Origin of the sequence: Limosilactobacillus difficilis, assembly GCF_947387495.1 — a bacterium.
GTDB lineage: Bacteria > Bacillota > Bacilli > Lactobacillales > Lactobacillaceae > Limosilactobacillus > Limosilactobacillus difficilis.
Map to the genome: position 1 here is coordinate 1 of NZ_CANDNU010000009.1, position 24222 is coordinate 24222.

At 49.6% G+C, this 24222-nt stretch carries 19 protein-coding genes, 1 riboswitch and 3 other annotated features; of the genes, 14 read left to right on the forward strand and 5 right to left on the reverse strand.

What is annotated here, in order from left to right:
• Nucleotides 1-138: 138 nt before the first annotated feature.
• Nucleotides 139-368 (reverse strand) — a binding site (T-box leader).
• Between the two features lie 49 nt (nucleotides 369-417).
• Nucleotides 418-648 (reverse strand) — a binding site (T-box leader).
• 63 nt (nucleotides 649-711) lie between these two features.
• The 4 genes from hisJ to QOR82_RS02940 form a co-directional block, all read right to left on the reverse strand.
• Entirely contained in the window at nucleotides 712-1548 is an 837-nt protein-coding gene (gene hisJ / locus QOR82_RS02925) for a histidinol-phosphatase HisJ (protein WP_283583277.1), read from the reverse strand.
• Between the two features lie 38 nt (nucleotides 1549-1586).
• Nucleotides 1587-2522 (reverse strand): L-lactate dehydrogenase, encoded by a 936-nt coding sequence (locus QOR82_RS02930; RefSeq protein WP_283583278.1) that lies wholly within the window; start codon nucleotides 2520-2522, stop codon nucleotides 1587-1589.
• A 316-nt stretch (nucleotides 2523-2838) separates the two neighbouring features.
• Entirely contained in the window at nucleotides 2839-5001 is a 2163-nt protein-coding gene (locus tag QOR82_RS02935; protein ID WP_283583279.1) for a KxYKxGKxW signal peptide domain-containing protein, read from the reverse strand.
• 121 nt (nucleotides 5002-5122) lie between these two features.
• Nucleotides 5123-6880, reverse strand: coding sequence for a L,D-transpeptidase family protein (locus QOR82_RS02940; protein ID WP_283583280.1), 1758 nt, complete (start codon nucleotides 6878-6880; stop codon nucleotides 5123-5125).
• A 388-nt stretch (nucleotides 6881-7268) separates the two neighbouring features.
• Between QOR82_RS02940 and QOR82_RS02945 the strand changes: the two genes are divergently transcribed.
• From QOR82_RS02945 to QOR82_RS02975, 7 genes are all read left to right on the forward strand, one after another.
• Nucleotides 7269-8354: an Ldh family oxidoreductase gene (locus tag QOR82_RS02945; RefSeq protein WP_283583281.1), complete on the forward strand. Its 1086-nt coding sequence runs from the start codon at nucleotides 7269-7271 to the stop codon at nucleotides 8352-8354.
• A 43-nt stretch (nucleotides 8355-8397) separates the two neighbouring features.
• Nucleotides 8398-10938, forward strand: coding sequence for an N-acetylmuramoyl-L-alanine amidase family protein (locus QOR82_RS02950; protein ID WP_283583282.1), 2541 nt, complete (start codon nucleotides 8398-8400; stop codon nucleotides 10936-10938).
• 597 nt (nucleotides 10939-11535) lie between these two features.
• Entirely contained in the window at nucleotides 11536-12354 is an 819-nt protein-coding gene (locus tag QOR82_RS02955; protein WP_283583283.1) for a 2-keto-4-pentenoate hydratase, read from the forward strand.
• A gap of 69 nt (nucleotides 12355-12423) precedes the next feature.
• Nucleotides 12424-13371, forward strand: coding sequence for an L-lactate dehydrogenase (locus QOR82_RS02960; RefSeq protein ID WP_283583284.1), 948 nt, complete (start codon nucleotides 12424-12426; stop codon nucleotides 13369-13371).
• A gap of 419 nt (nucleotides 13372-13790) precedes the next feature.
• A complete protein-coding gene (locus QOR82_RS02965) occupies nucleotides 13791-14579 on the forward strand; it encodes a carbon-nitrogen family hydrolase (protein WP_283583285.1) in 789 nt (262 codons plus the stop codon).
• Nucleotides 14580-14607: 28 nt separating this feature from the next.
• On the forward strand, nucleotides 14608-15792 hold the full coding sequence (locus QOR82_RS02970) for a pyridoxal phosphate-dependent aminotransferase (protein WP_283583286.1): 1185 nt from the start codon (nucleotides 14608-14610) through the stop codon (nucleotides 15790-15792).
• A gap of 36 nt (nucleotides 15793-15828) precedes the next feature.
• The gene (locus QOR82_RS02975; protein WP_283583287.1) at nucleotides 15829-16788 is read left to right on the forward strand and encodes a ketopantoate reductase family protein; all 960 of its coding nucleotides are present in this window, start codon (nucleotides 15829-15831) and stop codon (nucleotides 16786-16788) included.
• A 59-nt stretch (nucleotides 16789-16847) separates the two neighbouring features.
• On the opposite strand, the gene QOR82_RS02980 is transcribed toward QOR82_RS02975, so the two are convergent.
• Nucleotides 16848-17258, reverse strand: coding sequence for an OsmC family protein (locus QOR82_RS02980; protein ID WP_283583288.1), 411 nt, complete (start codon nucleotides 17256-17258; stop codon nucleotides 16848-16850).
• Between the two features lie 146 nt (nucleotides 17259-17404).
• On the opposite strand from QOR82_RS02980, the gene QOR82_RS02985 reads away from it, so the two are divergent.
• From QOR82_RS02985 to QOR82_RS03015, 7 genes are all read left to right on the forward strand, one after another.
• Nucleotides 17405-18202, forward strand: coding sequence for an aldo/keto reductase (locus QOR82_RS02985; protein WP_283583289.1), 798 nt, complete (start codon nucleotides 17405-17407; stop codon nucleotides 18200-18202).
• Nucleotides 18203-18560: 358 nt separating this feature from the next.
• Complete coding sequence (locus QOR82_RS02990) at nucleotides 18561-19196, forward strand: hypothetical protein (RefSeq protein ID WP_283583290.1); 636 nt, start codon at nucleotides 18561-18563, stop codon at nucleotides 19194-19196.
• A gap of 86 nt (nucleotides 19197-19282) precedes the next feature.
• A complete protein-coding gene (locus QOR82_RS02995; RefSeq protein WP_283583291.1) occupies nucleotides 19283-20035 on the forward strand; it encodes an alpha/beta hydrolase in 753 nt (250 codons plus the stop codon).
• Nucleotides 20036-20083: 48 nt separating this feature from the next.
• Nucleotides 20084-20178: riboswitch (TPP riboswitch) on the forward strand.
• A gap of 82 nt (nucleotides 20179-20260) precedes the next feature.
• Entirely contained in the window at nucleotides 20261-20824 is a 564-nt protein-coding gene (locus tag QOR82_RS03000; RefSeq protein ID WP_283583292.1) for an ECF transporter S component, read from the forward strand.
• On the forward strand, nucleotides 20821-22230 hold the full coding sequence (locus QOR82_RS03005) for an ATP-binding cassette domain-containing protein (RefSeq protein WP_283583293.1): 1410 nt from the start codon (nucleotides 20821-20823) through the stop codon (nucleotides 22228-22230). The genes QOR82_RS03000 and QOR82_RS03005 overlap by 4 nt, the downstream gene beginning before the upstream one ends.
• Nucleotides 22223-22906 carry an energy-coupling factor transporter transmembrane component T family protein gene (locus QOR82_RS03010; RefSeq protein WP_283583294.1) on the forward strand — a complete coding sequence of 228 codons (684 nt, stop codon included), beginning with the start codon at nucleotides 22223-22225 and terminating at the stop codon, nucleotides 22904-22906. The genes QOR82_RS03005 and QOR82_RS03010 overlap by 8 nt, the downstream gene beginning before the upstream one ends.
• Before the next feature lie 123 nt (nucleotides 22907-23029).
• Nucleotides 23030-23271 (forward strand) — a binding site (T-box leader).
• 89 nt (nucleotides 23272-23360) lie between these two features.
• Nucleotides 23361-24215, forward strand: coding sequence for a MetQ/NlpA family ABC transporter substrate-binding protein (locus QOR82_RS03015; RefSeq protein WP_283583295.1), 855 nt, complete (start codon nucleotides 23361-23363; stop codon nucleotides 24213-24215).
• The last annotated feature ends 7 nt before the right edge of the window (nucleotides 24216-24222 follow it).

Here is a 24222-nt window from a genome sequence, read left to right on the forward strand (position 1 = left end):
AGGCCTTCTACCAAGAGATATCACAGCTCCATCAACCAATAATCAATTGGTCAGTATTATTTATTTGAGTCCAGTGGCTAACTTATTCTTGAAATTTAGGCCTAAATAAAAAACGCCTTCTCGCTTAACTTAATAAGCAAAGAAGACGTCAGTAACGCGGTCCCACTTCTCATGCGCCGCTCCCTCACGAAAGTGGCCTCAAGTTGAAACTTAATTCAACGCCTGGTAACGGTGGCAACCGGGTTAACTTACTATTTTCGGTTAATCAGTTCCTAGGTGTGCTTCATCAGTAACGCTAGCTCCCTTTCCAGCGACGGGAACTCTCTTGATAGTTGGTTAGTGATTACTCTCCTAGTCATGACATTCAAGTTATATTGATTCATCAAAAAAACGCCCTCTCTGCTTAACTTAATAAGCAAAGAGGACGTCAGTAACGCGGTCCCACCCCTTGTTCGTCGCTTCCTCACGAAAGTGACCTCAAGTTGAAACTTAATTCAACGCCTGGTAACGGTGGCGACCGAACCAGCTTACTGGCTTTCAGCTGGTTAGTTCCTAGGTGTGGTTCGTTAAGGTGATTGACCTCCTTTTCAGCAACGGGGGTTCTCTAAACAATCCGGCCTTAACTACTCTCCTAGTCATTACTTGCGATTGCTTTTGATGAATTGTTTAAAACAATATCATTAGATTTTTCTCATGTCAACACATTATTTTTTAATTTTGGCTCTGATACTCAAACAAGTGATAGCCGTGACCAACTTCAGCGATACTGTGAGCGTCCGAACCAAATTCTAATGCAACGCCTTGCTGCTGGGCTTGCTGCAAGATCTGCTGACCAGGGTAGAGGTCATTGCAGTATGGTTTGTAGAGTCCAGCCGTATTGAAATCTAATTTCATTTTTTTCTCGTTGGCCACCTTTAAAATTTGCTTGACTAGTTTCATTGTCGGTACTGAAAAAGTGGCTGGTAAGTGAAAATAGTCCTGATATTTTTTGATCAAGCTCATGTGACCGATTTTGGCAGGGGAAAATTGACCATAATCTACTGCCACACTGGTTAAAACAGTTTGAAAATAACGCTGGTAGAGTCGCTGACCATCTTGGATATCATCGCTGAAGCCATCGTGCAGTTCGTTAGGACTATAATCAATCCCGTAATAACCGCCGTTTGCCGCCTTCAAATAGTGAATTGAAATGATATTATTTTCCGTCAGGGGACCCACTTGTGCTAGAAAGTCTTTAATTGTGTCTTCGTAATCAGCAAGGTAATCAATCTCAAAACCGACTGTCACCTTAATTTGTGCTTGAAACTGTTTTTGGAGTTTGCGGCCCAGTGCGAGGTACTGGTCGATCTGATCCCAGCGCAGGGAAGCAGTGGCAACATTATCAGGGTCCCCGGCATAATGAGCGATGAATTCATCCGGCAAAGGTGCGTGTTCGGTGAGGTGGTATTCGGTAAAACCGAGTTGAATAGCTCGTTGGATCATTTTTTCGGTAGGTTCGCCACTGCCGTGCGGACATAATTCTGTATGGGTATGACCATCAATTTTCAAAGAAAAACCTTCTTTTTGCGATAATAAGCGGCTTCGGTTTAGTTGCCAGTAGCTTCCATGCTTTCTTTGTACTTGTCCTTGATGAAATCAGCGGAACGCTGCAGCTTTTTCAGTTCTTCGTCCGTTAGTTTTAACTGGGACTGGTGAACGATTCCGTCGCGACCGACAATCGCCGGATAAGACAGGTAAACGCCGTATTCTTGGCGGTAGTTGGAAACTGGCAGCTCGGTCAGAGCATTGGAGAGAATCGTGTTTGTCAGGTGAACGGCCGCGGTAGCTACGCCATAACTGGTGTATTTCTTGCCCTTGAAGACCGTCCAACCACCCATCCGAGCTTCTTCGTCTAACTTGGCGAGATCGAGGCCTTCAGTTTTGGCAAGCTCGGTAATCGGGGTGTCGAGGACCCGAACGGTTGACCAGGCCGTGAATTGGGAATTACCGTGTTCACCAAGGTTGTAGCCGTTAACCGACCGAGGGTCAACGTGAAGGCGCTTGGCAACGGCACGTTTCATCCGGGCTGAGTCCAGCAAAGTTCCCGTGCCGATGACGTGGTTCTTGGGCAGACCGGTGATCTTTTGGTAAAGGGACGTGATAACGTCGACAGGGTTGGTGATGACTACCATCAGCCCGTGAAAGCCGCTCTGCTTGATCTGATGGGCTACGTCACTGACTTCCTGCCGCGTGAAAGGAAGTTCGGCAAAACGATCGGCATTGGGATTATCCTGCAGTTTGATGTTGCCGAGTGCGGAGATGATCACGTCGGTGTCTTTGAGTTCGCCGTAGTCGTTCACCTTGATGTCCGTATGCACGGGGAGGTTGGCCATGGCGTCCTCGAAGTCGAGGGCGTCCGCCTGAACTTTCGCTTCGTTCTTGTCGATCAGGACCAGTTCGTCAGCAAAACCGTTAGCAACGATGTAGTGAGCAGCGGTTGAGCCAACGTGGCCCAGTCCGATGATTGCAATTTTCCGAGACATCGAAATTCCTTCTTTCTGAGAGAATGATTAGAATCTTAAATTGAAACTCATTATATCATGGACGTTGTCATAAAAAAAGCAAGGTTTGTTGGCCTTGTTCCAGTAAATCTCTGCTAAATCCTGCTGTCGGATTGCTAATCGCAATTCAGCAGCGGGATTTTAATTTGTTCAGGAAAATGACACAAAAAAGGAGCATGCCAAAAGTCATTGCTGGCTTCGCACGCTCCTCTGAATCGAAATAAGCGCCAAGCGATCGGCTGGGCCGAATGCTTAGCGCCATTGGGTGGATTATGATCTAAAATTTTGTGGTGATGGCTTAGGCCCAGTAGAAGTTTGGCCGGTAAACCACTTGGTAAGGACGATCGTCATCATTCCAGTACCATTGATAGTTGAATTCTTGGACGGCTTGTCCCGCAGCCCCATAAACCGAGTTCGGGTCGCTGCTCCAGTAGTAGCCGCAAGTAGAAATACACTTCGGATCGGCACCACCGGTTGAAACGATGACAACGTGACCACCAGCACCGGCGGAAGTTCCCCAGACCACGATGTCGCCGTACTGAACGTCTTGTTGGCCGTAACCGGAGCCGGCAATGTAGTAGCCATTTTGCCGGAGGTAGTTGCCGATGTCCAGGGTGGAGTAGAGGTGACTCGGGGTGGAACCACCGGCTGAATATACCGCCTGGGTCATGGAACCGGAGCAGTCAGCTGTTCCGTCGCTGCCGTTCCGGGAGCCGTACATCGAATAAGTCAGCTTGCCTTCCCGCGACAAGAACCAATTGATAACCCGCTGGCTGAAGCCAACGAAAGCCCCGGAATCCTGGAAATGAACCTGGTGGCCGTTAATCCAATGATTGCCCGTGTACATCTTGCAACTGTTCAGGTCGAAGTAGTACCAGTTATGGTTAACAAAAGTCCAGCCGGTGTCCGCCCAAGCGTTGGTTGGGTCGAGATAGTACCAATCGTTGCCCAGGTGCAGCCAGCCGGTATCAGCCCAGGCATTGGTCGGGTCGAAGTAGTACCAGTGGCCGTTGATGTACTGCCAATCGGTCCGGGCAGTGCCATTGTTGTTGAAGTAGTACCAAGCCCCGTTGACTGATTTGTACCAGCCAGTCGCTGCCGCAGCATTGGTACCGAAGTAGTACCAGGAGCCGTTGATCTTTTGCCACTGGTTAACCGCCAGGGTTTGGTCAGCGGTATTGTAGTAATAGTAACGATTGCCAATCTGGTTCAGACCATTAGTGAAATTGAAAAGCAGGTTCCCACTAACTGGGTCGAACTGGTAGGTTTGACCATCGATAGTCGCCGTCGTTTGGCGCGTTCCGTTTTGCTCGTTGTAGTATTGCAGTGCCTTGGCAGAGGTGTTGTAGACCAAGCCAGTTTGCGGATGCCCATTCTGGTCGAAGTAGTAGTGTTGACCGCTAATTTCAGTTGGCCCCGTGGCGAGCTGGCCTGTCGTAGGGTCCAGGTAGTAACGTTGGCCATTGATTGATTGCCAGCCAGTCAATTCCCAGGCATTGGCTGGGTCAAAGTAGTACCAAGAATTATTGAGGAGCTGCCAGCCAGTCAGGGCCCAAGCGTTGGTCAAGTCGAAATAGTAACGGTGACCGTTAATCGACTGCCAGTTGATGTCCGCTTGCCCGTTTTGATCAAAGTAGTACCAACGACCGTTAATGTACTGCCAATTGGTCAGCGCGGCCCCGGAGCCACCAAAGCCGTACCAGCGACCGTTGATTACCTGCCAACCAGTCTTCATGGCGCCATAAGTGCCATCATGCTGCGGGTTGAGGTAGTAGGTGCTGTTATTGATCTTTTGCAGACCAGCCAGCATCTGGGCGTTAGTCGGTTCAAAGTAGAACCAGTGATTGTTGAGCCAAGCCCAGCCCGTGGCGGCTGCACCGGAATTGTTGAAGTAGTACCAGTTGCCGTCAACTAACTGCCAGCCGGTCTTCATGGCACCATAAGTGCCATCATGCTGGGAATTGAGGTAGTAGGTACTGTTATTGATCTTTTGCAGCCCCGCTTCCATGATACTGGATTGCGGGTTCATGTAATACCAATTATTGTTAATCCATTGCCAATTGTTGGTTAGCTGACCGTTTTTAAAGTAATACCAGTCATTGTTATTTTGCTGCCAGCCGTTCGCCAACTGCCCCTGACTGTTTTGCCAGACAGAATTGCCATTTGTGCTGGTTTGTTGGTAGCCGTTAATGTTGGTCACAGCTTGGGAGCCCTGATCAGTCTTGGTTGTGCTAGTTGTACTTTGCTCAGCAGCGCCTTGGTCAGCAACAGCCGTGCCCGTGGTCTGATTAACGGCGCCTGCCTCGTCTGTGGTGGCTACAACTTGCTGAGTGTTAACCGGATTGGCCGTGTTGGGTTGGTTTTCTGCCGCGTAGGCATGACCACCCCAAAGACCAAAGGCAACGATAGCGGCCGTCAGCCACAGCTTACCGGCCTTGTACATTTTGAAGTGCTTCTTCATTGAAATAATTTCCCCCATTTAAGAAAGATGTCGCACTTATCATAACATATAATTTTTGTCTCTTTGAGGGCAAAAAGCCCAGAACAATATTGTCATGTTCTGAACTCACTTTTGGTACGATTTAGTTTTCTGTTATGACTACTTTGGTTCCGGTGGGAACATTTTGCTGGAACCACTTGGCATCGGGCAGACTTAAGCGGATACAACCGTGAGAACCTTGAGCCTTGCCTAGCTTGGCGGCTTCCCAACCGATAATGTGGTGGGCACCATCAAATGGTACTGAATGGAAGAGGTAAATACCGTGGCCTAACCAGGAGGTCCAATAATAAGCTCCTTCTCCCTGGCTAGCAACATAGAATTGGTAGCCCCGTTCTGGCTGAACGTAGTAGGTGCCAGTTGGTGTATTATTGCCCAACCCGGCGCTAGAGTACATTGTGTAGATGTTCCGATTGCCAGACATTAAGTAAACGCGATTTTTGCGGATGCTGACATGAACCCAGAAATTAGGGGTTTGGCTGACATTCGGGTACGGATCATATTCTGAGGGTTGGTAGATGTTAACAGGTCGCATAATGTAGCGGTTCGTTAACTCTTCTTGTTTGTCCGTGGCCCAGGCATTGTTTTCATCAAAATGGTAGCTTTGCCCATTGATAATTTGGTTGCCAGTTAATGCCTTGCCAGTCGACTGATCAAAATCATAGACCAGTCCGTTAATCTTGTGGATGCCGGTATAGGCCCAAGCGTTTTCTTCATCGAAGTAATACCAGCTGCCATTAATTTTTTGCCAGCCAGTCTTGGCCCAGGCATTGCTGGGATCAAAATCATACCAAGCGCCATTGATTTGTTGTAGACCACTTGTTGCCTGATGGGTTGTTGAATCAAAGTAGTACCAGCGACCGTTGATCTTTTGCCAGCCGGAGGCAATATTGGCATCATTGTTGTAGTAATACCAGTGCTTATAGTAGTATAGCCATCCCGTCTGCACAGCCCCATCATTCTTCAACAAATACCAAGTATCATTCGGCTTTACCCAGCCGACTTGCATTTGATTATTTTGCGGGTCTAGGTAGTACCACTTATTATTGACTTCTTGCCAACCAGTAGTGGCCGCCCCATTTGGAGCGAAGTAATACCAATGCCCGTTGACCCATTGCCAGCCGGTCTTCATGGTGCCAAAAGTGCCGTCGTGCTGGGTGTTGAGATAGTAGGTACTGTTGTTGATCTTCTGCAGGCCGGCCTGCAGCTGGGCGCTGGTTGGATCGAAGTAGAACCATTGGTTATTCAGCCAGGCCCAGCCCGTGGTAGCGGCACCGGAGACGGTGAAGTAATACCAGTGACCATCAGCCAACTGCCAGCTGGTCTTCATAGCGCCGAAAGTGCCGTCATGCTGGGAATTGAGGTAGTAAGTATTGTTATTAATCTTCTGCAAACCAGTCTCCATCACCTTGGATCGTGGATTCAGATAGTACCATTGATTACCGATCAACTGCCAGTTGCCGGTCTGCTGACCATCCTTGAAGTAGTACCAGTTGGTATCATTTTGCTGCCAGCCGTTTGCCAGCTGTCCTTGGTTGTTTTGCCAGACGTCATGGCCGTTCATACTGACCTGTTGGTAGCCATTGATGTTGGTTACGGCTTGGACAGTCTTGTCGATATTGATTGAGCTATTCTGATTTTGGTTGTTTGCAACTGCCAGGTCCGTGCTTTGCTTTGTCGTGCTTTGGTTTGTGGTGACGGCAACCCGGGCTGTTGCCGAGTTGTTTGAGCTGGCTGGGAGTTCAGCTGCGTAGGCGTTGCTACTTCCCCACAGGCCCAAAGCAACGATAGTAGCTGTCAGCCACAGTTTACCCGCCTTATACATTTTGAAGTGTTTTTTCATAGCGATGATTCCCCCAAAATTAAAAAAGTTATTACACCTATCATAATAGCATGCAACTATTACGCAGACGACTAAGCAATTAAACGATTTTCCGATTAAGGAGTTGACATCAGTCGTCATTTGGATAGAATTTAATTAAAATATTAAAACAAGATGAGAATAGTAAGGGATGACTTTAATCGGCAGCGAGCGCTAACTGGTGAAAGGGCGTATGCAAGGACTCCCTGAATGAACTCGTCAGGATTGGAATGGGTGCAAGCTACATTTCCGGGCGATGACCGTTATCCATTTTAAGAGGCTGTCGAAAGACAGTGAAGATAGGTGGTACCACGGTTGTCGTCCTTGTGCAGATTGCACGGGGACTTTTTTTATTTTGGAGGTTAAACACATGTCACGAATTCAAGCAGCAGATGAACGCCAGTACTTAGAAGAAGTCTTTGACCAGCTCGGTTTCACGAAAGAAAACGGGCAATTGTTGGCCGATACCTTGGTGGACGCCGATCTGCGGGGAATTTCCTCACACGGGATTCAGCGCTTGGCCTGGTACCGGCGGATGATTAAGGATGGCACAATTGTTCCAAGCCGCGAACCTAAGGTAGTTCGCGAGCTGCCGGGGACAGTTTTGGTTGACGCTAACCAAAATATGGGGCAAATCGCCGCCAACTTAGCGATGGACAAGGTGATTGACAAAGCCAAGAAAGTCGGTGTCGGGATCGGGGTCGTCAAGAACTCCAACCACTTTGGGATTGCCGGCTACTACGCCCGCAAAGCACTGCAGGCCGGATTAGTCGGGATCGCCCTGACGAATACGCGTCCACTGGTTGTACCGACTAATGCCCGGGAAGCCTTTTTGGGTTCGAATGCCTTTGCCTTTGGCTTCCCGGCCAGCCCGCACCCGTTTATGTTTGACGGGGCGACTTCCACCGTTGCTGGCGGAAAGATTCAGTTGGCCGACAAGAAGGGCGAAAAATTGCCAGGTCAGTGGATTGTCGACAAAGATCGTCAGCTGGTCAAGGACCCGAAGCAGGCGGAAGGCATTTTACAAAAAGCAGCTTTCAGCGAAGATCAAGAAGGTGGCGGCTTGCTGACCCTCGGTGGCGTAGATGAAGAGAACAGTAACTATAAGGGAATGGGTAACTCAATTGTCGTCGAATTGCTGACGGGAATTCTGGCTCAGGGTTCAATTTCTGCCGACACTGTCCGCGGCAAGCATGACTTCAGTCAATTCGTCTTCGCCTTCGACCCGTCCTTCTTTGGCGATCCAGAGCAGTTGAAAGCTGATGCGACTGCCATGCTTGACCGGATTCGTCAGCTGGACCACGTTCCAGGCAAGACAATCTGGGTGCCAGGTGACCGCGAATACAAGTACTTGGCGGAAAATAAGCAGCGCGGGGTCAGCATCGACGATAGAACTTTTGAAGAAATTGAGGAAATTGGTCAAGAACTTGGAGTGCAGGTCCCTGCTAAGATATAATAAGAAAAAGAGTCTTATTGAACAAAGAAAGAAGCAGGGATTAGTGCAGTTTTTAACACATTCTCAACGCTATCGGTTGTGGCGGTGGACCGCAACGGCAGCTGCTGGTTTTATTCTGAGCGGAATTGCCTATGGCCAGGTCCGGGCATCGGCCGATACGACAACCAATACAGTGACGACAACGACGACCTCCTCGGCGATCAGTTTGGCGCCGGCTTCTGCCAATGTGCAGGCCGACCAACCAGCTGCGACCAGTGACAGCACCTTGGTGAAGGTGACGCCGGCCGTGGGTGACCAAGGTGAGCCGGCCGGTTTGAAGAATAATGCGAATGGCCAGGGTGGAATCACTAAGCCCAACACCAAGTATACGGAAATTGCCAACGCGCAATATGGCGAGTTCGGCACCCAAACGGCGACAACCTGGGGTGATCCGAATGATCCCACCATCAAGCGAGCGACAGTTTCCAACCTCAATCAGCTGCCATTGACCTTTGCGCCGGGGCAGTTGATCTATGACCCGAACAATGATAGCTCGCCAGTGATTGACAGCACAAAGGGGCTGAGCGAGGTCCAGATGAATTTCTTGCGGGAGCTGGGAGTCAACTGGCTCAATCAGTATCGCAACTATGTCTATGATCATTATCCGGAACTTTACCGCTACTACAACCAGCTGGGCGGCTACCGCACGGCGGAGATGGATAGCATTCGACCTTTTACCTTATTGAATACGGACGTCGCGGCCAGCATCGGCGATCAGGAAGCACGGATGCGGGCTAATGACGGGATGGATGAAGTACGTCATGATCTTGCCAATCCCGATATTTGGCGAATCATTCAAAATACAGTCCACGCAGATGCACTGCAGCAAGCGATGCTCAACGCCCTAGTGGCCGATGGTGACATTCGGAGTATCGATGATGTCTACCTCTTCCCTGACAATAACGAAAATCTCTATATCGTCAGCGGTCAGACCCTGCTGCAGTACGCGGTTGATCTCTACAACCGGATGCAGGCGATGCTCTATGGTGAACTTAATGATCCGGGAGTGACGGCCACAACCCAGCTGGGGCATGCCATCAATGCGCTGAAATTTGCTGATATCCTGACGGGGATCGGCTTTCAGCGGTCAGTCAAGCACCCGGCAACCTACTACGTTACTTTTGACAGTCAGTCCTTTACCCCTTATGTCAGTGCCGGCTTAACGGCGACCGCCAAGGCATGGTACCAGGCCCGGGGAATTAACCTGACCAGTGCCTATCTTCGTGACCGTCTCAATGCCATGATTACAAGTGGGCGTTTTAGCCAGTATCTGGGAACGACGATGACGTCAGCTGAATACAATACGATTGTTGACGCCCAAACCAAGGGAGTCCACACCGGTTGGGATCAGCGAGACGGCCATTGGTACTACTACAACCAGTATGGCGATATTATGACGGGCTGGCAGTTGGTCCGGGGCGCTTGGTATTATCTCGACCCTGTTTCGGGGCAGATGGCGACTGGTTTGACCACGATTGACGGCCAGCTCTACGGCTTGCAACCTTCAGGACAGATGTTGACGGGTTGGCAGTATATGAATGGTCACTGGTATTACTTTGCGTCTTCCGGAGCTGCTGCCAGTGGCTGGCAAATGCTACGGGGAATTTGGTACTACTTTGATGCTAATAATCATCAGATGCTGACCGGGGCCCAGTCGATTAATGGCAGCACTTATGGCTTTAACAATGCTGGCCAAATGTTGACGGGTTGGCAGGATCTCGCCGGTACTTGGTACTATTTCATGCCTTCCGGGGCCGCGCTCAGCGGTTGGCAATGGTTGAATGGCCATTGGTATTACTTTGCGCCTACGACTGGGCAGATGCTAGCCGGGCTGCAATCGATCAAGGGCCACTACTATTACTTGAACGAGCAGCATGACGGTTACTATGGCGCAATGAAGAATGGCTGGCAAGTGATTGACGGGGCTTGGTATGGTTTTGGCGCTTCTGGCTCGGCCTTGACGGGTTGGCAGTTCATCAATGGTCGCTGGTACCGTTTTGACCAGACCGGCCGGGCTTTGGCCGACAGCCAAACGATTAACAAACACCACTATTACTTTGATCCGGTCAATGCTTGGGCTTTGACCGGCTGGCAAAAGTTAAATGGCTATTGGTACTATTTTGATCCGGCCAATGCCTGGGCCCTGACTGGCTGGCAGCTGATCAATGGCCACTGGTACTATTTTGCCCCGGACGGTCGGGCAGATACTGGGTGGCAGACCATCAATGGTCACCGCTATTATTTTGATTCGACGAATGCTTGGGCTGACACCGGTTGGCAGGAGATTGCCGGGAATTGGTATTACTTCGATCCAACAAATGCTTGGGCTTTGACAGGCTGGCAGACGCTTGGTGGTCATCGTTACTACTTTTCGGCGGATGGGAAGATGGCAACTGGCCAAATAACCATTGACCATGTGACCTATCATTTCAACGACCAGCATGATGGTACTTACGGGGCATTGTTGCAAGCAACATCGACATCAACTGGTGACGATGCTGTGTCCCCCGCCGCAGGAACGCGTTCTAAGTCGACAACGGATTAAAGCAACTAGCCGGGTGATAGCCCGGTTTTTATTAATATTCACTAAGAAAAATTAAAATAGTCCTTGATTTTCTCATTTTAGTGTGTAGAATACTAAATAACAAATCAACTAAAGCAAATAACAACATTGATCGAGAACGATGATTGATTGCCAAGGCAGAGAACCGGTGGTTGGTGAAAACCGGAAGCGGCGATCATGAGTTGATCGCTCGTGAGTTGAGCATCGAAAGTCACTGATTAGTAGATTGCCCTGGTAGCACCCATTACCGTGCCAGCTAATCGCCACCCTGTGTGGCCGTTAGTAGAGGTGTTTCCTGGCCCCGTGTCGGGAAACATGAACAAAGGTGGTACCACGCAGCAGCGTCCTTTTCAAGCTCCCAGAGGGGAGTTTGGAGGACGCTGCTTTTTTATTTAGTGGCAGTTGAAAGAAAGGTGATGATGATCATGTCGGAAGATGACATTAGTGGCATTCAAAGCCCGGTTAAGATTAACAACAATTCAGAAAAAATCGAATTAAATAAGAACATGGTGGTCGTCACCATTTGCAGGGCAGCTCGCTTGTAATCGTGACGGTCACCTCTTAGAGGAGGAAATTATTATGGCCAACGAAACTGCAAACCACACCGCCCTTAACGACAAGCAAACCGCATTTGTGCAAGCCTTGTATGATGCTTACCGGACAAAGAAACCGCTCCAGATGGATGAATGGGACGGTGTCGTCAATGATGATGAGACAGCCTACGCGGTCCAGGACGCCTTTGTGGCCCTGAAGGGACTGCCTACTGGCGGCTACAAGGTGTCGCTCACGAGCAAGGAAACTCAGGATATGTTTGATTCTGACAGTCCACTTTACGGCCAACAAGTTGATTCCCATTTCTTGCCAGCGCCAGCGTTGTTATCCTTGAAGGACCAGACGATGGCCCCGTTGCTGGAAGTTGAATTAGGCTTCCGGGCGACTACTGATCTGCACGCCAGCGATAGTTTAGAAGACCTGCTTCACAAGACGACGGTCTGTGGCACCGTTGAACTGCCTGATAGTCGTTTTGCCGACTGGTTTCCAGACTTAAGCAAGTACAACGTGATGAGTGATTGCGCGGTAGGCGGCTTCGTTGTCTACGGTGCTGAACGGCCGACAGATGAAGTTTTCAAGACTGTCGATGACGCTGCCAATGTCAACGTTACACTTTACCACGACGGGAAAGAACAAGCCCACGGTAAGTCCAGTGAAGTTCTGGGGAACCCCTTGAAGTCCCTGCAATGGCTCGTTGGCAAGCTGGAAGAACAGGGCAAGACCTACAAGGCGGGGCAATTAGTTTCATCAGGTACTTTTCTGCTTCCGCCGCACCTGACAGCTGGCAAATGGGAAGCCAAGTTTGATCAGGGCTTTGGGGATGTGAGTGTTGAAGTTCGCCCATAACCACGGCTGAAGTTAGACTTTATTAGAAATGATCGATTCAAGCATAGATTGAGAAGAGAGGGAACGCTTATGAGAAAAGTTGCAGTTGTTGGAATGGGCCACGTTGGCGCAACGGTTGCCCACTATCTTGTTTCTGGTGGTTTTACGGATGAATTAGCGTTGTATGATACCAATCAAGCGAAGGTGGAAGCGGATGCCTTGGACTTACGGGACGCGATGGCCAATTTGCCTTTCCACACCGTCTTGACGGTTAATGACGATTCACAGTTGCGCGATTGTGACGTGGTGGTTTCAGCCCTCGGCAAATCAAAGCTGGTGGACACTCCCGACCATGACCGCTTTGCCGAATTCAAATTTACCCGCACTCAGGTTCCCTTGGTAGCCAAGAAGCTGGTTGACAATGGTTTCCATGGCATGCTGGTTGATGTCACCAATCCGTGCGATGTTATCACTTCAATGTACCAAAAGTTGACGGGCCTCCCGAAGAATCACGTGATGGGCACCGGGACGCTGCTGGATTCAGCCCGGATGCGGGCTTGTGTCGGCGACGCCCTGCACGTTGATTCGCGATCGGTGGTCGGTTTCAACCTTGGGGAACACGGCAATTCTCAATTTACGGCCTGGTCGACGGTGCGCGTCCTCGGCAAACGGGTGCTGGACTTGGCTAAGGAACGGAATCTTGACTTGGCTGATCTGGAAGAGCGGGCTCGTCAGGGCGGTTACATGGTTTATAAAGGCAAAAAGTACACTAACTACGGAGTAGCTACGGCGGCAGTTCGACTGACCAACGCCTTGCTGAGCGACGCCCGAACTGAAATGCCGGTATCGAACTATCGGGAAGAATACGGGACATATCTCTCCTATCCGGCCGTTGTGGGACGCGACGGTGTGATGGAGCAGCTGCATCTGGATTTGACTCCGGCAGAAGAAGAGAAGTTGCGCACTTCGGCCAACTATATCAAGGATCGCTTGAAGAAGGAAGAAGCAAGGTCACTTGCGGCCGAAGCAGAAAATTGATCATCAGGGGTTGACAAAGGTCGCAAGGGCTTGTATCATTCATGGCAACAATTAAAAAACAGTTAGAGCACGATGAAAAGATGAGTAATTCAGCTCCGCTTCTCAAGAGAGCTGCCGGTTGATGGAAGACAGCGCCGCGTCTGAACGAAGATGGTCTGGTAGTGCAGCAGCAGCGAGGGCTTTCTAAGCCGCTGCCGAGTTGGTATCCCGTTACCCGTACCGAGTCCTGGGGGTAGAATATTCTCGTGACTCAATGAGGTTGTTTCCGTGAGGAAATAACAAAATTAGGTGGTACCGCGACTAAGAGCTCGTCCTTTGATTAGATTTTTCTAATCGAGGACGGGCTTTTTTCGTGTCTGACTTAGAAAAAACGGTGACATTAATCACAATGACATCTAGTGGTAGAGGAGGTTCGATTGATGAGTAAGATAACGGTGGCGGTGGGTCAAATTGACATTGACCTAGCTCAGCCGGAAACAAATTACGCCCGGGTGCACGAAATGACGGTTGCGGCGGCCCGGGCTGGGGCAGACGTGGTGGTCTTTCCGGAAATGTGGAATACCGGCTACGCCCTCAAGCAGCTGCCCGACCTGGCTGATTTAAATGGCCAACGGACCCTCCACCAATTGCGCACGGATGCTAAGGAGTTCGGGATCAACATCGTTGGCGGTTCCGTAGCGACAGCTCGTGACGGGAAATTTTATAACACGACCTACGTAGTTAATTCTGCCGGTCAGTTAGTCGGTTCATACGACAAGGTGCACCTCTTCGGTTTGATGGATGAGGGCCAATACATCACAGCCGGTGATCGGGGCAACGCCTTTGACTTGGCGGGAGTGGCCAGCGCGAGTGCAATCTGCTATGACCTGCGTTTTCCAGAATGGTTGCGGACGATTTCACGCCACGGGGCACAAGTACTATATCTGCCGGCAGAATGGCCGGACGTCCGGATCCCCCAGTGGGAGGCTTTGTTACGGGCCCGGGCCATCGAAAACCAGCAGTTTGTGGTAGCGGTCAACCGGGTCGGTCACGATGACGGGAATCGTTTTAATGGCCACTCGCTCGTGGTTGATCCCCTAGGCAGAGTCCTAATCAATGCTGGTGAACAAGCAAACCTGACTTTTGCCCAGTTAGACCTCGATGAAGCAGTCAAGGTCCGCGGCCCGATCCCGGTCTTCAAGGATCGCCGGCCATCCCTATATCGCTAAAAATTAATTCAGGAAGGGAAGCAGAAACATGAAGTTTGAAGAATCCAACTTATTACACGGTTTACCGAAACAATTTTTCGCCAATCTGGTCGCCAAGGTCAATGCCAAAGTCGCCGAAGGGGTCGACGTCATCAACCTGGGTCAGGGCAATCCGGACAAGCCGACTTTTGATTATATCGTCAAGAGTGCCCAGAAATGGGTGGCAGACCCGGCCATGCACAAGTATTCGCAATTCCGGGGCCTGCATGCTTTTAAACAGGCGGCTGCTGATTTTTACCAGGACCAATATGGTGCCAGCTTTGATCCGGAAAAGGAAGTCTGTGTCCTCGGTGGTTCCAAGATCGGGCTGGTGGAATTACCGTGGGCGTTGATGAACCCCGGCGATACTCTGCTGCTGACGGACCCTGGTTATCCTGATTACCTGTCCGGAGCAGCCCTTGGCGAAGTCAAACTGGAAACCGTGCCATTGCTGGCCAAAAACAACTTTCTTCCCGACCTGGATGCAATTCCGGAGGCGGTTGCCAAGCGCGCGAAGTTCTTCTACATCAACTATCCAAACAACCCGACCGGTGCCGTGGCCACTGCCGATTTCTACGAGCAGCTGGTTGCTTGGGCAAAGAAATACCATGTGGGCATCATTAGCGATTTGGCTTACGGAGCCATTGGCTATGACGGTAAAAAATGCCTGAGCTTCATGCAGACACCTGGTGCCAAAGATGTCGGCATCGAATTCTACACTTTCTCCAAGACCTTCAACATGGCCGGCTGGCGCCTGGCCTTTGCGGTCGGCAATCCCGACATCATCGAAGGCTTGAACCTGATCCAGGACCATCTTTTCGTCAGCGTTTTCCCTGCCATTCAGTATGCCGGTATTGATGCACTGACGGCTCCCGAACGTGACGGGGAGATCAAGAAATTGGTCGACCGCTACCAGAAACGACGGGATGCCTTCATCAACGCAGCCGAGAAGATCGGCTGGCACGCCTTCGTTCCGGGTGGGACATTTTACGCCTGGATGCCGGTTCCGGAGGGTTACACGAGTGAACAATTTGCTGACCTTCTGCTGAATAAGGCCGGCGTGGCAGTAGCGCCAGGGAACGGGTTTGGCAAATATGGTGAAGGCTACGTCCGCATTGGTCTTTTGATCAAGCCGGAGCGGCTGGTTGAAGCCGTGGAGCGGATTGATAAGCTTCACTTATTTAAAAAGGATTAATTGACTCATTCAGACAATATCAAGGAGGAAAAAATTATGGCTTTATCTTACGCGGTTTTAGGTGCTGGCGGCATGGGACTTCGTTTCGGGGTGCTGCTGCAAGAATTAGCTGGTTCCAAGGTTGACTTTGTCGATAACTGGGCTCCCCAGGTTGACACGATCAAGAAACAAGGCGGGGTTTACGTTTCACGGGATCATGAAAACAAGCATTTGGTACCAATCAACATTTATTCACCGGAAGAATACGCGGGTGATCCAGATGTCTTCATCGTCTTTGCCAAACAGCTGACCCTTGATGATTTACTGAAACGGTCGGCCCACTTCTTCCATCCCGACCACCAGTACGTTTTCACCGGTATGAACGGAATGGGACACATCGAAAAGATCAACAAGTACTTCCAGCCAGAACATGTATTGGCCGGGACCTGCTTGATCGGGACGGTGCTTAACAAGGCCGGGGACGTTGACTTCATTGGCAAATCTGGGGCGGGCTCGATCAATGTGGCCAACCAAACCGAAAAGCCGGATGCGGTCACGAAACAGATTCTGGCTGACTTTACCAAAGCTAACATCAATCCTCACTACAACGAAAACTTTCTGGGAACTCTCTGGACGAAGCTGATCTTTAACTCCGTCATCAATACCCTCTGCACGATGTTTGAAATTCAAATGGGCCAGTTCATCGACTACCAGGGTTCCGAACGGCTCGGCAAGCAGCTGATTAATGAGGCCTTTGACGTCGCCGAACGAGCGGGCGTCAAGCCGCTGTCGACGCGGGAAGAAGAGTGGCGGACGATTCATTACGTCAGCGCCGAAACCAACCCGCTTCACTACCCGTCGATGTACCAAGACATGCACAATGATCGGAATACGGAAGTTGACTACATCAACGGCTATATTTACGAAACCGGTAAGAAGTATGATTACGAAGCGAAGACACATGATTTCCTGCGCGGCCTGGTTCACCTGGCTGAGAACACGCGGAAATTCCGTTAATTGAAAGCAAAACCCTCAACGCTGGGTGACCAACGTTGAGGGTTTTGTGATGTTAAAAATTAAGCTAAGTGAATGTTCATTTTGATGCTGCCGGACAGGCTTTCGTGAACGGTACAAACCCGCAGGGTATTATCTAACAAATCCTGCTTTTCCTGGTCATTTAAGTCACAATCGAAGTCTACCGTTGTATCGATGGCGGTGACAGCGGTTCGGCCACCACCCAGCTTGTCGACGGTGCCGTGGGAAGTGATCCGGACGTCGCGCAGATTAATGCCGTGCTTCTTGGCGAGCGCCTTGGCGGAGATAGTTAAGCAGCCATTGAGTGCACCGATCAGATATTGGACCGGGTTGGGACCCGCATCAGTTCCAGCCGGGGTGGGTTCATCGGCCAGGTATTGGTGTTGGCCGGCCTTAATCATCACCTGATAGCCGGCGGGACGGAGATTGGAAGTGACGCGATACTCACTCATAATAAATGCCTCCTTTTCTTTTTCCTTCAATATATATTATACTAGAATAATAATATATATTGAAATCTTTTAGTATTGCGCTGAGATAAGCAAAGCGTCTGCTAAAGAGTTAACGCGGTGCTTTAGCACCACGGGAGGGTAGAATAATGGAATATACCACACTTAATAATGAGATCAAGGTCCCGATGGTGGGTTTCGGGGTTTACCAAATTGCCCCGAGTGAAACGGTGACGGCTGTAACGACAGCATTGCAGAAGGGTTACCGGATGATTGACACCGCCGATTATTACCACAACGAAAAGGAAGTCAGTCAAGCCGTGGCCCAGAGTGACGTTCCACGTGAGCAAGTCTTTATTACTAGCAAAATTCAGCCGACGGCGGATTATGCTACGGCGATGAAAGAGATCGACGAGTCAGTATCACGGATTGGTGACTATGTTGACCTGATGCTGATTCACTGGCCGGGCCCAGCCAACGTTGAAAATTACCGGGCCCTGGAGGACGCCCAAAAAGCTGGTAAAGTACGGTCGATTGGCCTGAGTTCCTTCTACGGTCAGGAGTACCAGGAAATTTTGGACAAGTGTGATGTGGTGCCGGTGGTCGACCAAAACGAAACTCATATCTTTCACCAGCAGCGCGAATTTCATGAGCAATTGGAACAAGATGAGGTTAAACTCGAAGCTTGGTCACCGCTGGTTGAAGGGGTACATGATGTCTTCGAAACCCCCATATTGAGACAGATTGCTCAGAAACACCACCGGACGACTCCGCAAATTATGCTGCGCTTCCTGGTTCAACAGGGCATTATCGTCCTACCACGGAGCGAAAACCCGGCTTATATCGCTGAGGACATCGATCTCTTTAGTTTTGAGCTTGACATCGATGATATGATGGCGATTTATAAACTCGACCAAGAACAATCTTACTTTGATAATCTTTTCTAGAGGACACTAGCTGAAAATTAGAGCGCCTTGACCCCGTTTGAAGGGATATTGGCGCTCTTTTTTAGTTGGTGATTTGAAAGTTAATCAATGGCGAAGGATACCCCCCAAGCAATGTCTTTTTGGTAACTGGTCTGACCCAAACCACGATATTTATTTATCACATGCAAACATACTACATCCGCTTTATAGCAGCACTTTGACTGGCTAATCAAAAAAATAGACGGATTGTTCTTTAAATAAAATAGAATAATTCTGGACTTTTATCTAAAGAGTGATAAACTAATAAGTGAAGTGAGATATAAAAATTATTAATTGCTATTTATCTGGGGGACTAAAAAAGGCTGAATGTAATTATCAAATGAAAAATGTAAAAAAGACGATGGCGGGGATGGCCGTTCTTTTGCTGGGAACATTCACGTTGGCAGCAGGGACTACTGCTTATGCTGATGACACAACGGCGCCAGCTCCGTTGGTCCGTAACGTCCCGGCTTCGCCAATTTCCGAGACGGAAGTAAACGTTCAACCGACGAATGATCAAGGGACTATCAAGAATGTGCCGGCTTCCCCGGTTTCTGAAACGGAAGTGAATGTCCAGCCAGCTGCAATGGCCACTAGTCAATCTGCCCAGAGCAGTGCCACTGCCCAAGTTCGGCTGACCTCGGCAAATGATTCAGCCCCCGTCTCTGTTAGTGCTCAGTCAAATCAACAGGTGCCAGCTGCTACTGGCACAAAGGCTACCGTTAATATTCCGGTGGCTCCATTAAACCAGTCCCAGACAGCAGTTAAACAAAACACAGCCTCTTCAATTACTCCAATTAGCCAGCAAGATCGGGCTCTGAGCCAGGCAAAGCAAACAAACCGGTTCCAGCGGACGGCTAGTCATAGTACACACGATGCCGCTGTGAAACACCAGCCGGTAGCCGCGATGAGTTTTGGCTTCCTTGGCTTGACCGGTTTAGGACTGATCTTGGGACGAAATAAGAAGCGAATCTAATAGTTTGAACCGATAGCAATCGCGACCGCATCTTGATGATGCGGTTTTTTGTTACAATTAGAGGGGAGAAAATGGAGGTAAAAAATATGCAAGAGAAAGAACTGACAATTAAACGTGATGGGTTACGCTTGGCAACAATCTTGGACGTGCCAGCGGAGCGGAACTTCGACTTGGTGATCATGATGCACGGCTTCACTAGCAATCTCGGCTACTCGGCGACGTCGCTTTTCTACCAACTAGCTACGAAACTGCAGCAGAGTGGTCTTGCGACCCTGCGTTTCGACTTCAATGGCCACGGCAAAAGCGATGGCCAACTTCAGGAAATGACGGTGCTGAACGAAATTGCTGATGCCAAGGCAGTTTTGGCCTATGCCCGACACCTCCCCGGCGTGCAGCATATTTACCTGCTCGGTCACTCCCAAGGCGGCGTGGTTGCTAGCATGTTAGCTGGCTTGTATCCTGATCTGGTTGATAAATTGGTTCTCATGTCACCGGCGGCCACTTTAAAAGACGATGCGTTGCGGGGGCAATGTCAGGGTGAGACTTATGATCCTCACCACATCCCGCAAATAGTCCGGGTAGCTGGCTATGATATCGGCGGCTTTTATTTTCGGACCGCTCAGTTGTTGCCAATTTATGAAGTGGCGGCTCATTTCGAGGGGGCTGTTTGCCTGGTCCATGGTTTAGCTGACACGGTGGTGGATCCGGATGCCAGCCGGCGTTATGATGAAATTTATCAGAACGCCGAGCTGCATCTCCTAGCTGACTGCGACCACTCTTACATGGTTCTGCCGAAGCGACGCCAAGCGATCGAACTGATCACTAATTTTCTTCATTAAGCGGTGATTTGACAGTTAGCGGATACTTTGCTAGCATGGGGGCTAATCAAAGAGGGGCTGGGGCGCCACTGCGTGTGGCTGAGATACTACCCATGGAACCTGATCTGGTTAAGACCAGCGAAGGGAGCTTCCAACTGGATTTGATATTAATCAAACCGGTGCACTTTTTTGGGTGCGCCGGTTTTTCTTTTCCAGTCTCTCAAGAAGGAGAGAGGAGTTTTTATTATGCAGACTGTTGACCATAATCAACATCATTTTTCATTGCGTGACGTTATTTTTCTAGCTATTATTGCTATTTTCTTTGGTTTGATCTACCAAGGCTGGAGTTACATTTATTACCTGCTGGCGGCTACTCCGCTGAAGCCCTTTGCTAACGATCTGACTCTCGGGGTTTGGGTGATGGCAGGTCCATTGGCAGGAGTACTGCTGAAGCGGCCGGGAGTATCCACGATTGGTGAGGTGCTGGCATCGGCTGTTGAGATGCTGTTGTTTTCCAGCTGGGGTGCGGCAGATTTATTGAGCGGTTTCGTGCAGGGAATTGGCAGCGATCTCGGTTTTGCCACGACCGGTTACCGCAACTGGTCGAAACTCGGCTTGTTCTGGTCGACACTGTGGAGTACCATCATCACCTTTATCTGGGACTGGTTTAAGAGCGGCTACAGTAAATATTCGCTGGCGATGAACTGCTCCCTCTTCGTCATCCGCTTTATCTCAATTGGGTTCTTTGCGGGTATCCTGGTCTACTGGATTGCCCGCTTAGTGCGGCGGTCAGGATTGATGAAACTATGACTTCCCTTAGTGCACACCAACTTAGCTTTGCTTATGACGACCGAGAAATTTTTCATCGCTTAGACTTTACGGTACCGATGGGGGAATTTTCCTTGCTCACGGGTCCGTCGGGCAGCGGCAAGTCTTCGCTGCTTAAATTGCTGGCAGGACTTTTTCCTCAGTACGGCGGGCGCGTGACGAGTGGCCAGGTGAGTCTTAATGGCCAGAATGCAGCCGAGATTGTTCCTTTTCAGCGAGCAACCAAGGTGGCGATGCTTTTTCAACATCCTGCCCGTCAATTTGCGATGCGGACGGTGAACCAGCAGATTGACTTTGCTTTAGCAAACTTGCAACTCTCCGCAGCCGAAATATACCGCCGTCGGCAATGGGTACTGGGAAAGCTAGCACTGCAACAATTTGCCCACCGTCTTGTGACGACGTTATCAGGTGGTGAACAACAGCGGGTTGCTCTGGCTTGTGTATTGGCGATGGACAGTGAAATCATTCTGCTTGATGAACCATTTGCCAACGTTGACATTAATGGACGAAAGAATTTGCTCCAAATCCTCAAACGATTGCAGGAAACGGGCAAGACCATTTTTCTGGCCGATCATGATCCAACGGGCTATTGTGGCATTGCGTCGCGGCTCTTCCGGGTGGATGCTGATGCCAAAACGGTGCGGACGGTTCCACTAGAAAATTTACCGACTGAAGAAGAAAATTTGACGCCGGTGCGGCTCAGCGACGAGTTGCTGGGAGGAAGATTGCGCTGGCATGATTTGACTTATGGCGTGGGGGAGCGACAGCTAGTCCATAACAGCAGCTTTACTCTGCCAGCCGGTAAGATCGGTTTGCTATCTGGAAAAAACGGTGCAGGGAAGTCGACCTTGTTCAACGTCCTGTCACGGCAGCACCATTTCACAGGCCAGCTTAGTTTTGACAGTGTTCTGGCGCAAAAAGTTCCGTTGCGAAAATGGGCGCTGAAAGTCGGTCAGGTTTTTCAAAATAGTACGGACCAGTTTATCTCGATGACTGTTAAGCAAGAACTAGCAATTTCCCGCAAGCACAGTCGGCAGCCAGACTACTGGACGCCCCGTCGGATTGATCAATGTCTTGCTGACTTGAATCTCAGCCGGGTAGTGGATCATGTTTGCTACCGCTTGTCGGGTGGTCAGCAGAAGAAGCTGCAACTGTTGAGTATGTTAATTATGGCTCAGCCGGTTCTCCTGCTCGACGAGCCCTTTGCCGGTTTAGATTTGCAGTCAATTCAGCGGGTCTTGCAGCTCCTGAAGATGGTTAAAAAAGATTTGCAGACGAGTATTTTGATTATTTCACATCAGCGCTATGGCATTGTGGCGGCGCTGGATTATGAACTGCGACTGACAGGGCAAAGATTAATCTTGCAGGGGAGGGACTCTGATGAATAGAACTAAACGGCGGGGGTTAAACCCGACCATCCTTTTTGTTATTATGCTAGGAATTGGCTTGCCGCTGAGCTTCTCACGTTCAGTAATCCTCAACGCAATCATCATGCTTTTTACCGTGCTTTACCTGTGCTGGGAGCGAGTCCGCTTGCGGACAGCACTTTTGGTACTGTTGATTGCCTTTCCCCTTGCTTTCGGGAGCTGGGCCTCGTTTATGTTTTTTGGAACCGGCGACCGGCTGCACGCTGCCTGGATTTACGGCACGCGTGTTTACGCCTATCTTTTGCTGGCGATGATTCTGACGATGACGCATTCGGTTCAGGAAATTTTATTGAGCTTGCATCATCACCTGCACCTCTCCAACACCTTCGTGTACGGTTTGCTGGGGTCGTTTAATATGATGAAAAATTTACGGGACCAATACCGGCGGATTAAGTATTCCGCGATGTTGCGTGATGCACCTTATCATTTTTGGCAGGCGCACTTTTATCTTCGCTTGATTATCACGGCCCTGAATTGGTCCAACGACTTGGCAATTGCGATGACTTCGCAAGGCTTTACTGAAGGGGCCGAACGTACGGAATTGTCGGTGGACCCTTTGCCAGCGTGGCAGTGGGGCTTGGCAGGGCTGCTGATTGTGCTGTACTGCGGAGCGGCTTTTCTGTGGCGGCCGTGGTAAGCTCGACAGGGCATTAAGGTGCGGCTAAACAGGATATCGCGGGCAGGCGAGATTTTTTTTGTAAAAAGTGTTGACAAGAATGAGAGAATTATTATAATAAACACATAATCAATTAATCAAACGCGAAACATATCGAAAAGCAGAGTAAGTATCAAAGCTTTTTTAGAGAGCTTCTGGCTGGTGAAAAGAAGTAAGTGTAGGTGCTGAAAATGGGCTTGGAATGGTGCCGGCGATATTTAGCCGGTGACGGGTTAGCACACGTTATTAGTGCTAGGTAATTCTGATTTCATTTGGAGTAACCTACTGAGGTCAGGTCGGTGACGACTTGACGAATAAAGGTGGTAACACGAGCACTCGTCCTTTAAATTTTTTAAAGGACGGGTGCTTTTTTGTCGGTCAGTTTGGTTAATTGAAAGCTATTATTGATATCTTTTAGAGAAAGGGAGTTTTTGTTATGCGGAAGAGTCGGAAGAGGAGAAACACAATTATTTGGACAGTTGTTGCTCTGGTTATTATCATCATTGGCTACTTCAGTTTTGTACGGCCGCGTCAACAGAGTCAGCAAACGGTCACGGTCGGGATTATGTCCGGTGACAAGCATAATGAACAGATTTGGCAGTCCGTTGCCAAAACGGCCAAAGACAAGTACCATGTTACCGTGAAGACGAAAGAATTCACTGATTATAACCAACCGAACAAGGCTCTGCAAAATGGGGACATCGACTTGAACGCTTTCCAGCACAAGTTGTTCTTGAAGAACTGGAATCAGGCTCACAAGACCAACATCGTTTCGATCGGTGACACTTACATCACCCCAATCCGGGTTTACTCTAATAAGTACAAGAACATCAAGTCCTTGCCTGATGGCGCAACGATTGCCATTCCAAACGACGCAACGAACGAATCACGGGCCCTGGTTGCCTTAAAGAATGCTGGCTTGATCACTCTGAAGAAAGGGACAACTTTAGCAACGGCTAACTCCATTGCTAAGAACAGCAAAAACCTGAAGTTCAAGGAATTGGCTGCTGATCAAACCGCTCGCTCACTGAAGGATGTCGATGCTGCGGTAATCAATACCAATTACGCCCAGGCTGCTGGCCTGACCGACAAGTCAGTGATCTTCGTGGAACCAACTAACAAGGATTCCAAGCAATGGGTCAACATTATTGCTGCTAAGAAGAGCGATCGTAATAAGAAGGCCTACCAAGATGTTGTGAAGTCCTTCCAAACGAAGAAGACTCAGCACTTGATCAAGAAGTACTACGGCAACAAGGAACTGTCCGCTTGGAACTTGAACTTTAACAAGTAAGAGGAGG

What these genes read in the sequence shown, in the direction of transcription:
- QOR82_RS02975 (WP_283583287.1), top strand. Translation starts at nt 15,829, where the DNA reads ATGGCTTTATCTTACGCGGTTTTAGGTGCTGGCGGCATGGGACTTCGT.
- QOR82_RS02945 (WP_283583281.1), top strand. Translation starts at nt 7,269, where the DNA reads ATGTCACGAATTCAAGCAGCAGATGAACGCCAGTACTTAGAAGAAGTC.
- QOR82_RS02995 (WP_283583291.1), top strand. Translation starts at nt 19,283, where the DNA reads ATGCAAGAGAAAGAACTGACAATTAAACGTGATGGGTTACGCTTGGCA.
- QOR82_RS03010 (WP_283583294.1), top strand. Translation starts at nt 22,223, where the DNA reads ATGAATAGAACTAAACGGCGGGGGTTAAACCCGACCATCCTTTTTGTT.
- QOR82_RS02935 (WP_283583279.1), bottom strand. Translation starts at nt 5,001, where the DNA reads ATGAAGAAGCACTTCAAAATGTACAAGGCCGGTAAGCTGTGGCTGACG.
- QOR82_RS02990 (WP_283583290.1), top strand. Translation starts at nt 18,561, where the DNA reads ATGAAAAATGTAAAAAAGACGATGGCGGGGATGGCCGTTCTTTTGCTG.
- QOR82_RS02955 (WP_283583283.1), top strand. Translation starts at nt 11,536, where the DNA reads ATGGCCAACGAAACTGCAAACCACACCGCCCTTAACGACAAGCAAACC.
- QOR82_RS02930 (WP_283583278.1), bottom strand. Translation starts at nt 2,522, where the DNA reads ATGTCTCGGAAAATTGCAATCATCGGACTGGGCCACGTTGGCTCAACC.
- QOR82_RS02960 (WP_283583284.1), top strand. Translation starts at nt 12,424, where the DNA reads ATGAGAAAAGTTGCAGTTGTTGGAATGGGCCACGTTGGCGCAACGGTT.
- QOR82_RS02985 (WP_283583289.1), top strand. Translation starts at nt 17,405, where the DNA reads ATGGAATATACCACACTTAATAATGAGATCAAGGTCCCGATGGTGGGT.
- QOR82_RS02965 (WP_283583285.1), top strand. Translation starts at nt 13,791, where the DNA reads ATGAGTAAGATAACGGTGGCGGTGGGTCAAATTGACATTGACCTAGCT.
- QOR82_RS02980 (WP_283583288.1), bottom strand. Translation starts at nt 17,258, where the DNA reads ATGAGTGAGTATCGCGTCACTTCCAATCTCCGTCCCGCCGGCTATCAG.
- QOR82_RS02940 (WP_283583280.1), bottom strand. Translation starts at nt 6,880, where the DNA reads ATGAAAAAACACTTCAAAATGTATAAGGCGGGTAAACTGTGGCTGACA.
- QOR82_RS02970 (WP_283583286.1), top strand. Translation starts at nt 14,608, where the DNA reads ATGAAGTTTGAAGAATCCAACTTATTACACGGTTTACCGAAACAATTT.
- QOR82_RS03000 (WP_283583292.1), top strand. Translation starts at nt 20,261, where the DNA reads ATGCAGACTGTTGACCATAATCAACATCATTTTTCATTGCGTGACGTT.
- QOR82_RS03005 (WP_283583293.1), top strand. Translation starts at nt 20,821, where the DNA reads ATGACTTCCCTTAGTGCACACCAACTTAGCTTTGCTTATGACGACCGA.
- QOR82_RS03015 (WP_283583295.1), top strand. Translation starts at nt 23,361, where the DNA reads ATGCGGAAGAGTCGGAAGAGGAGAAACACAATTATTTGGACAGTTGTT.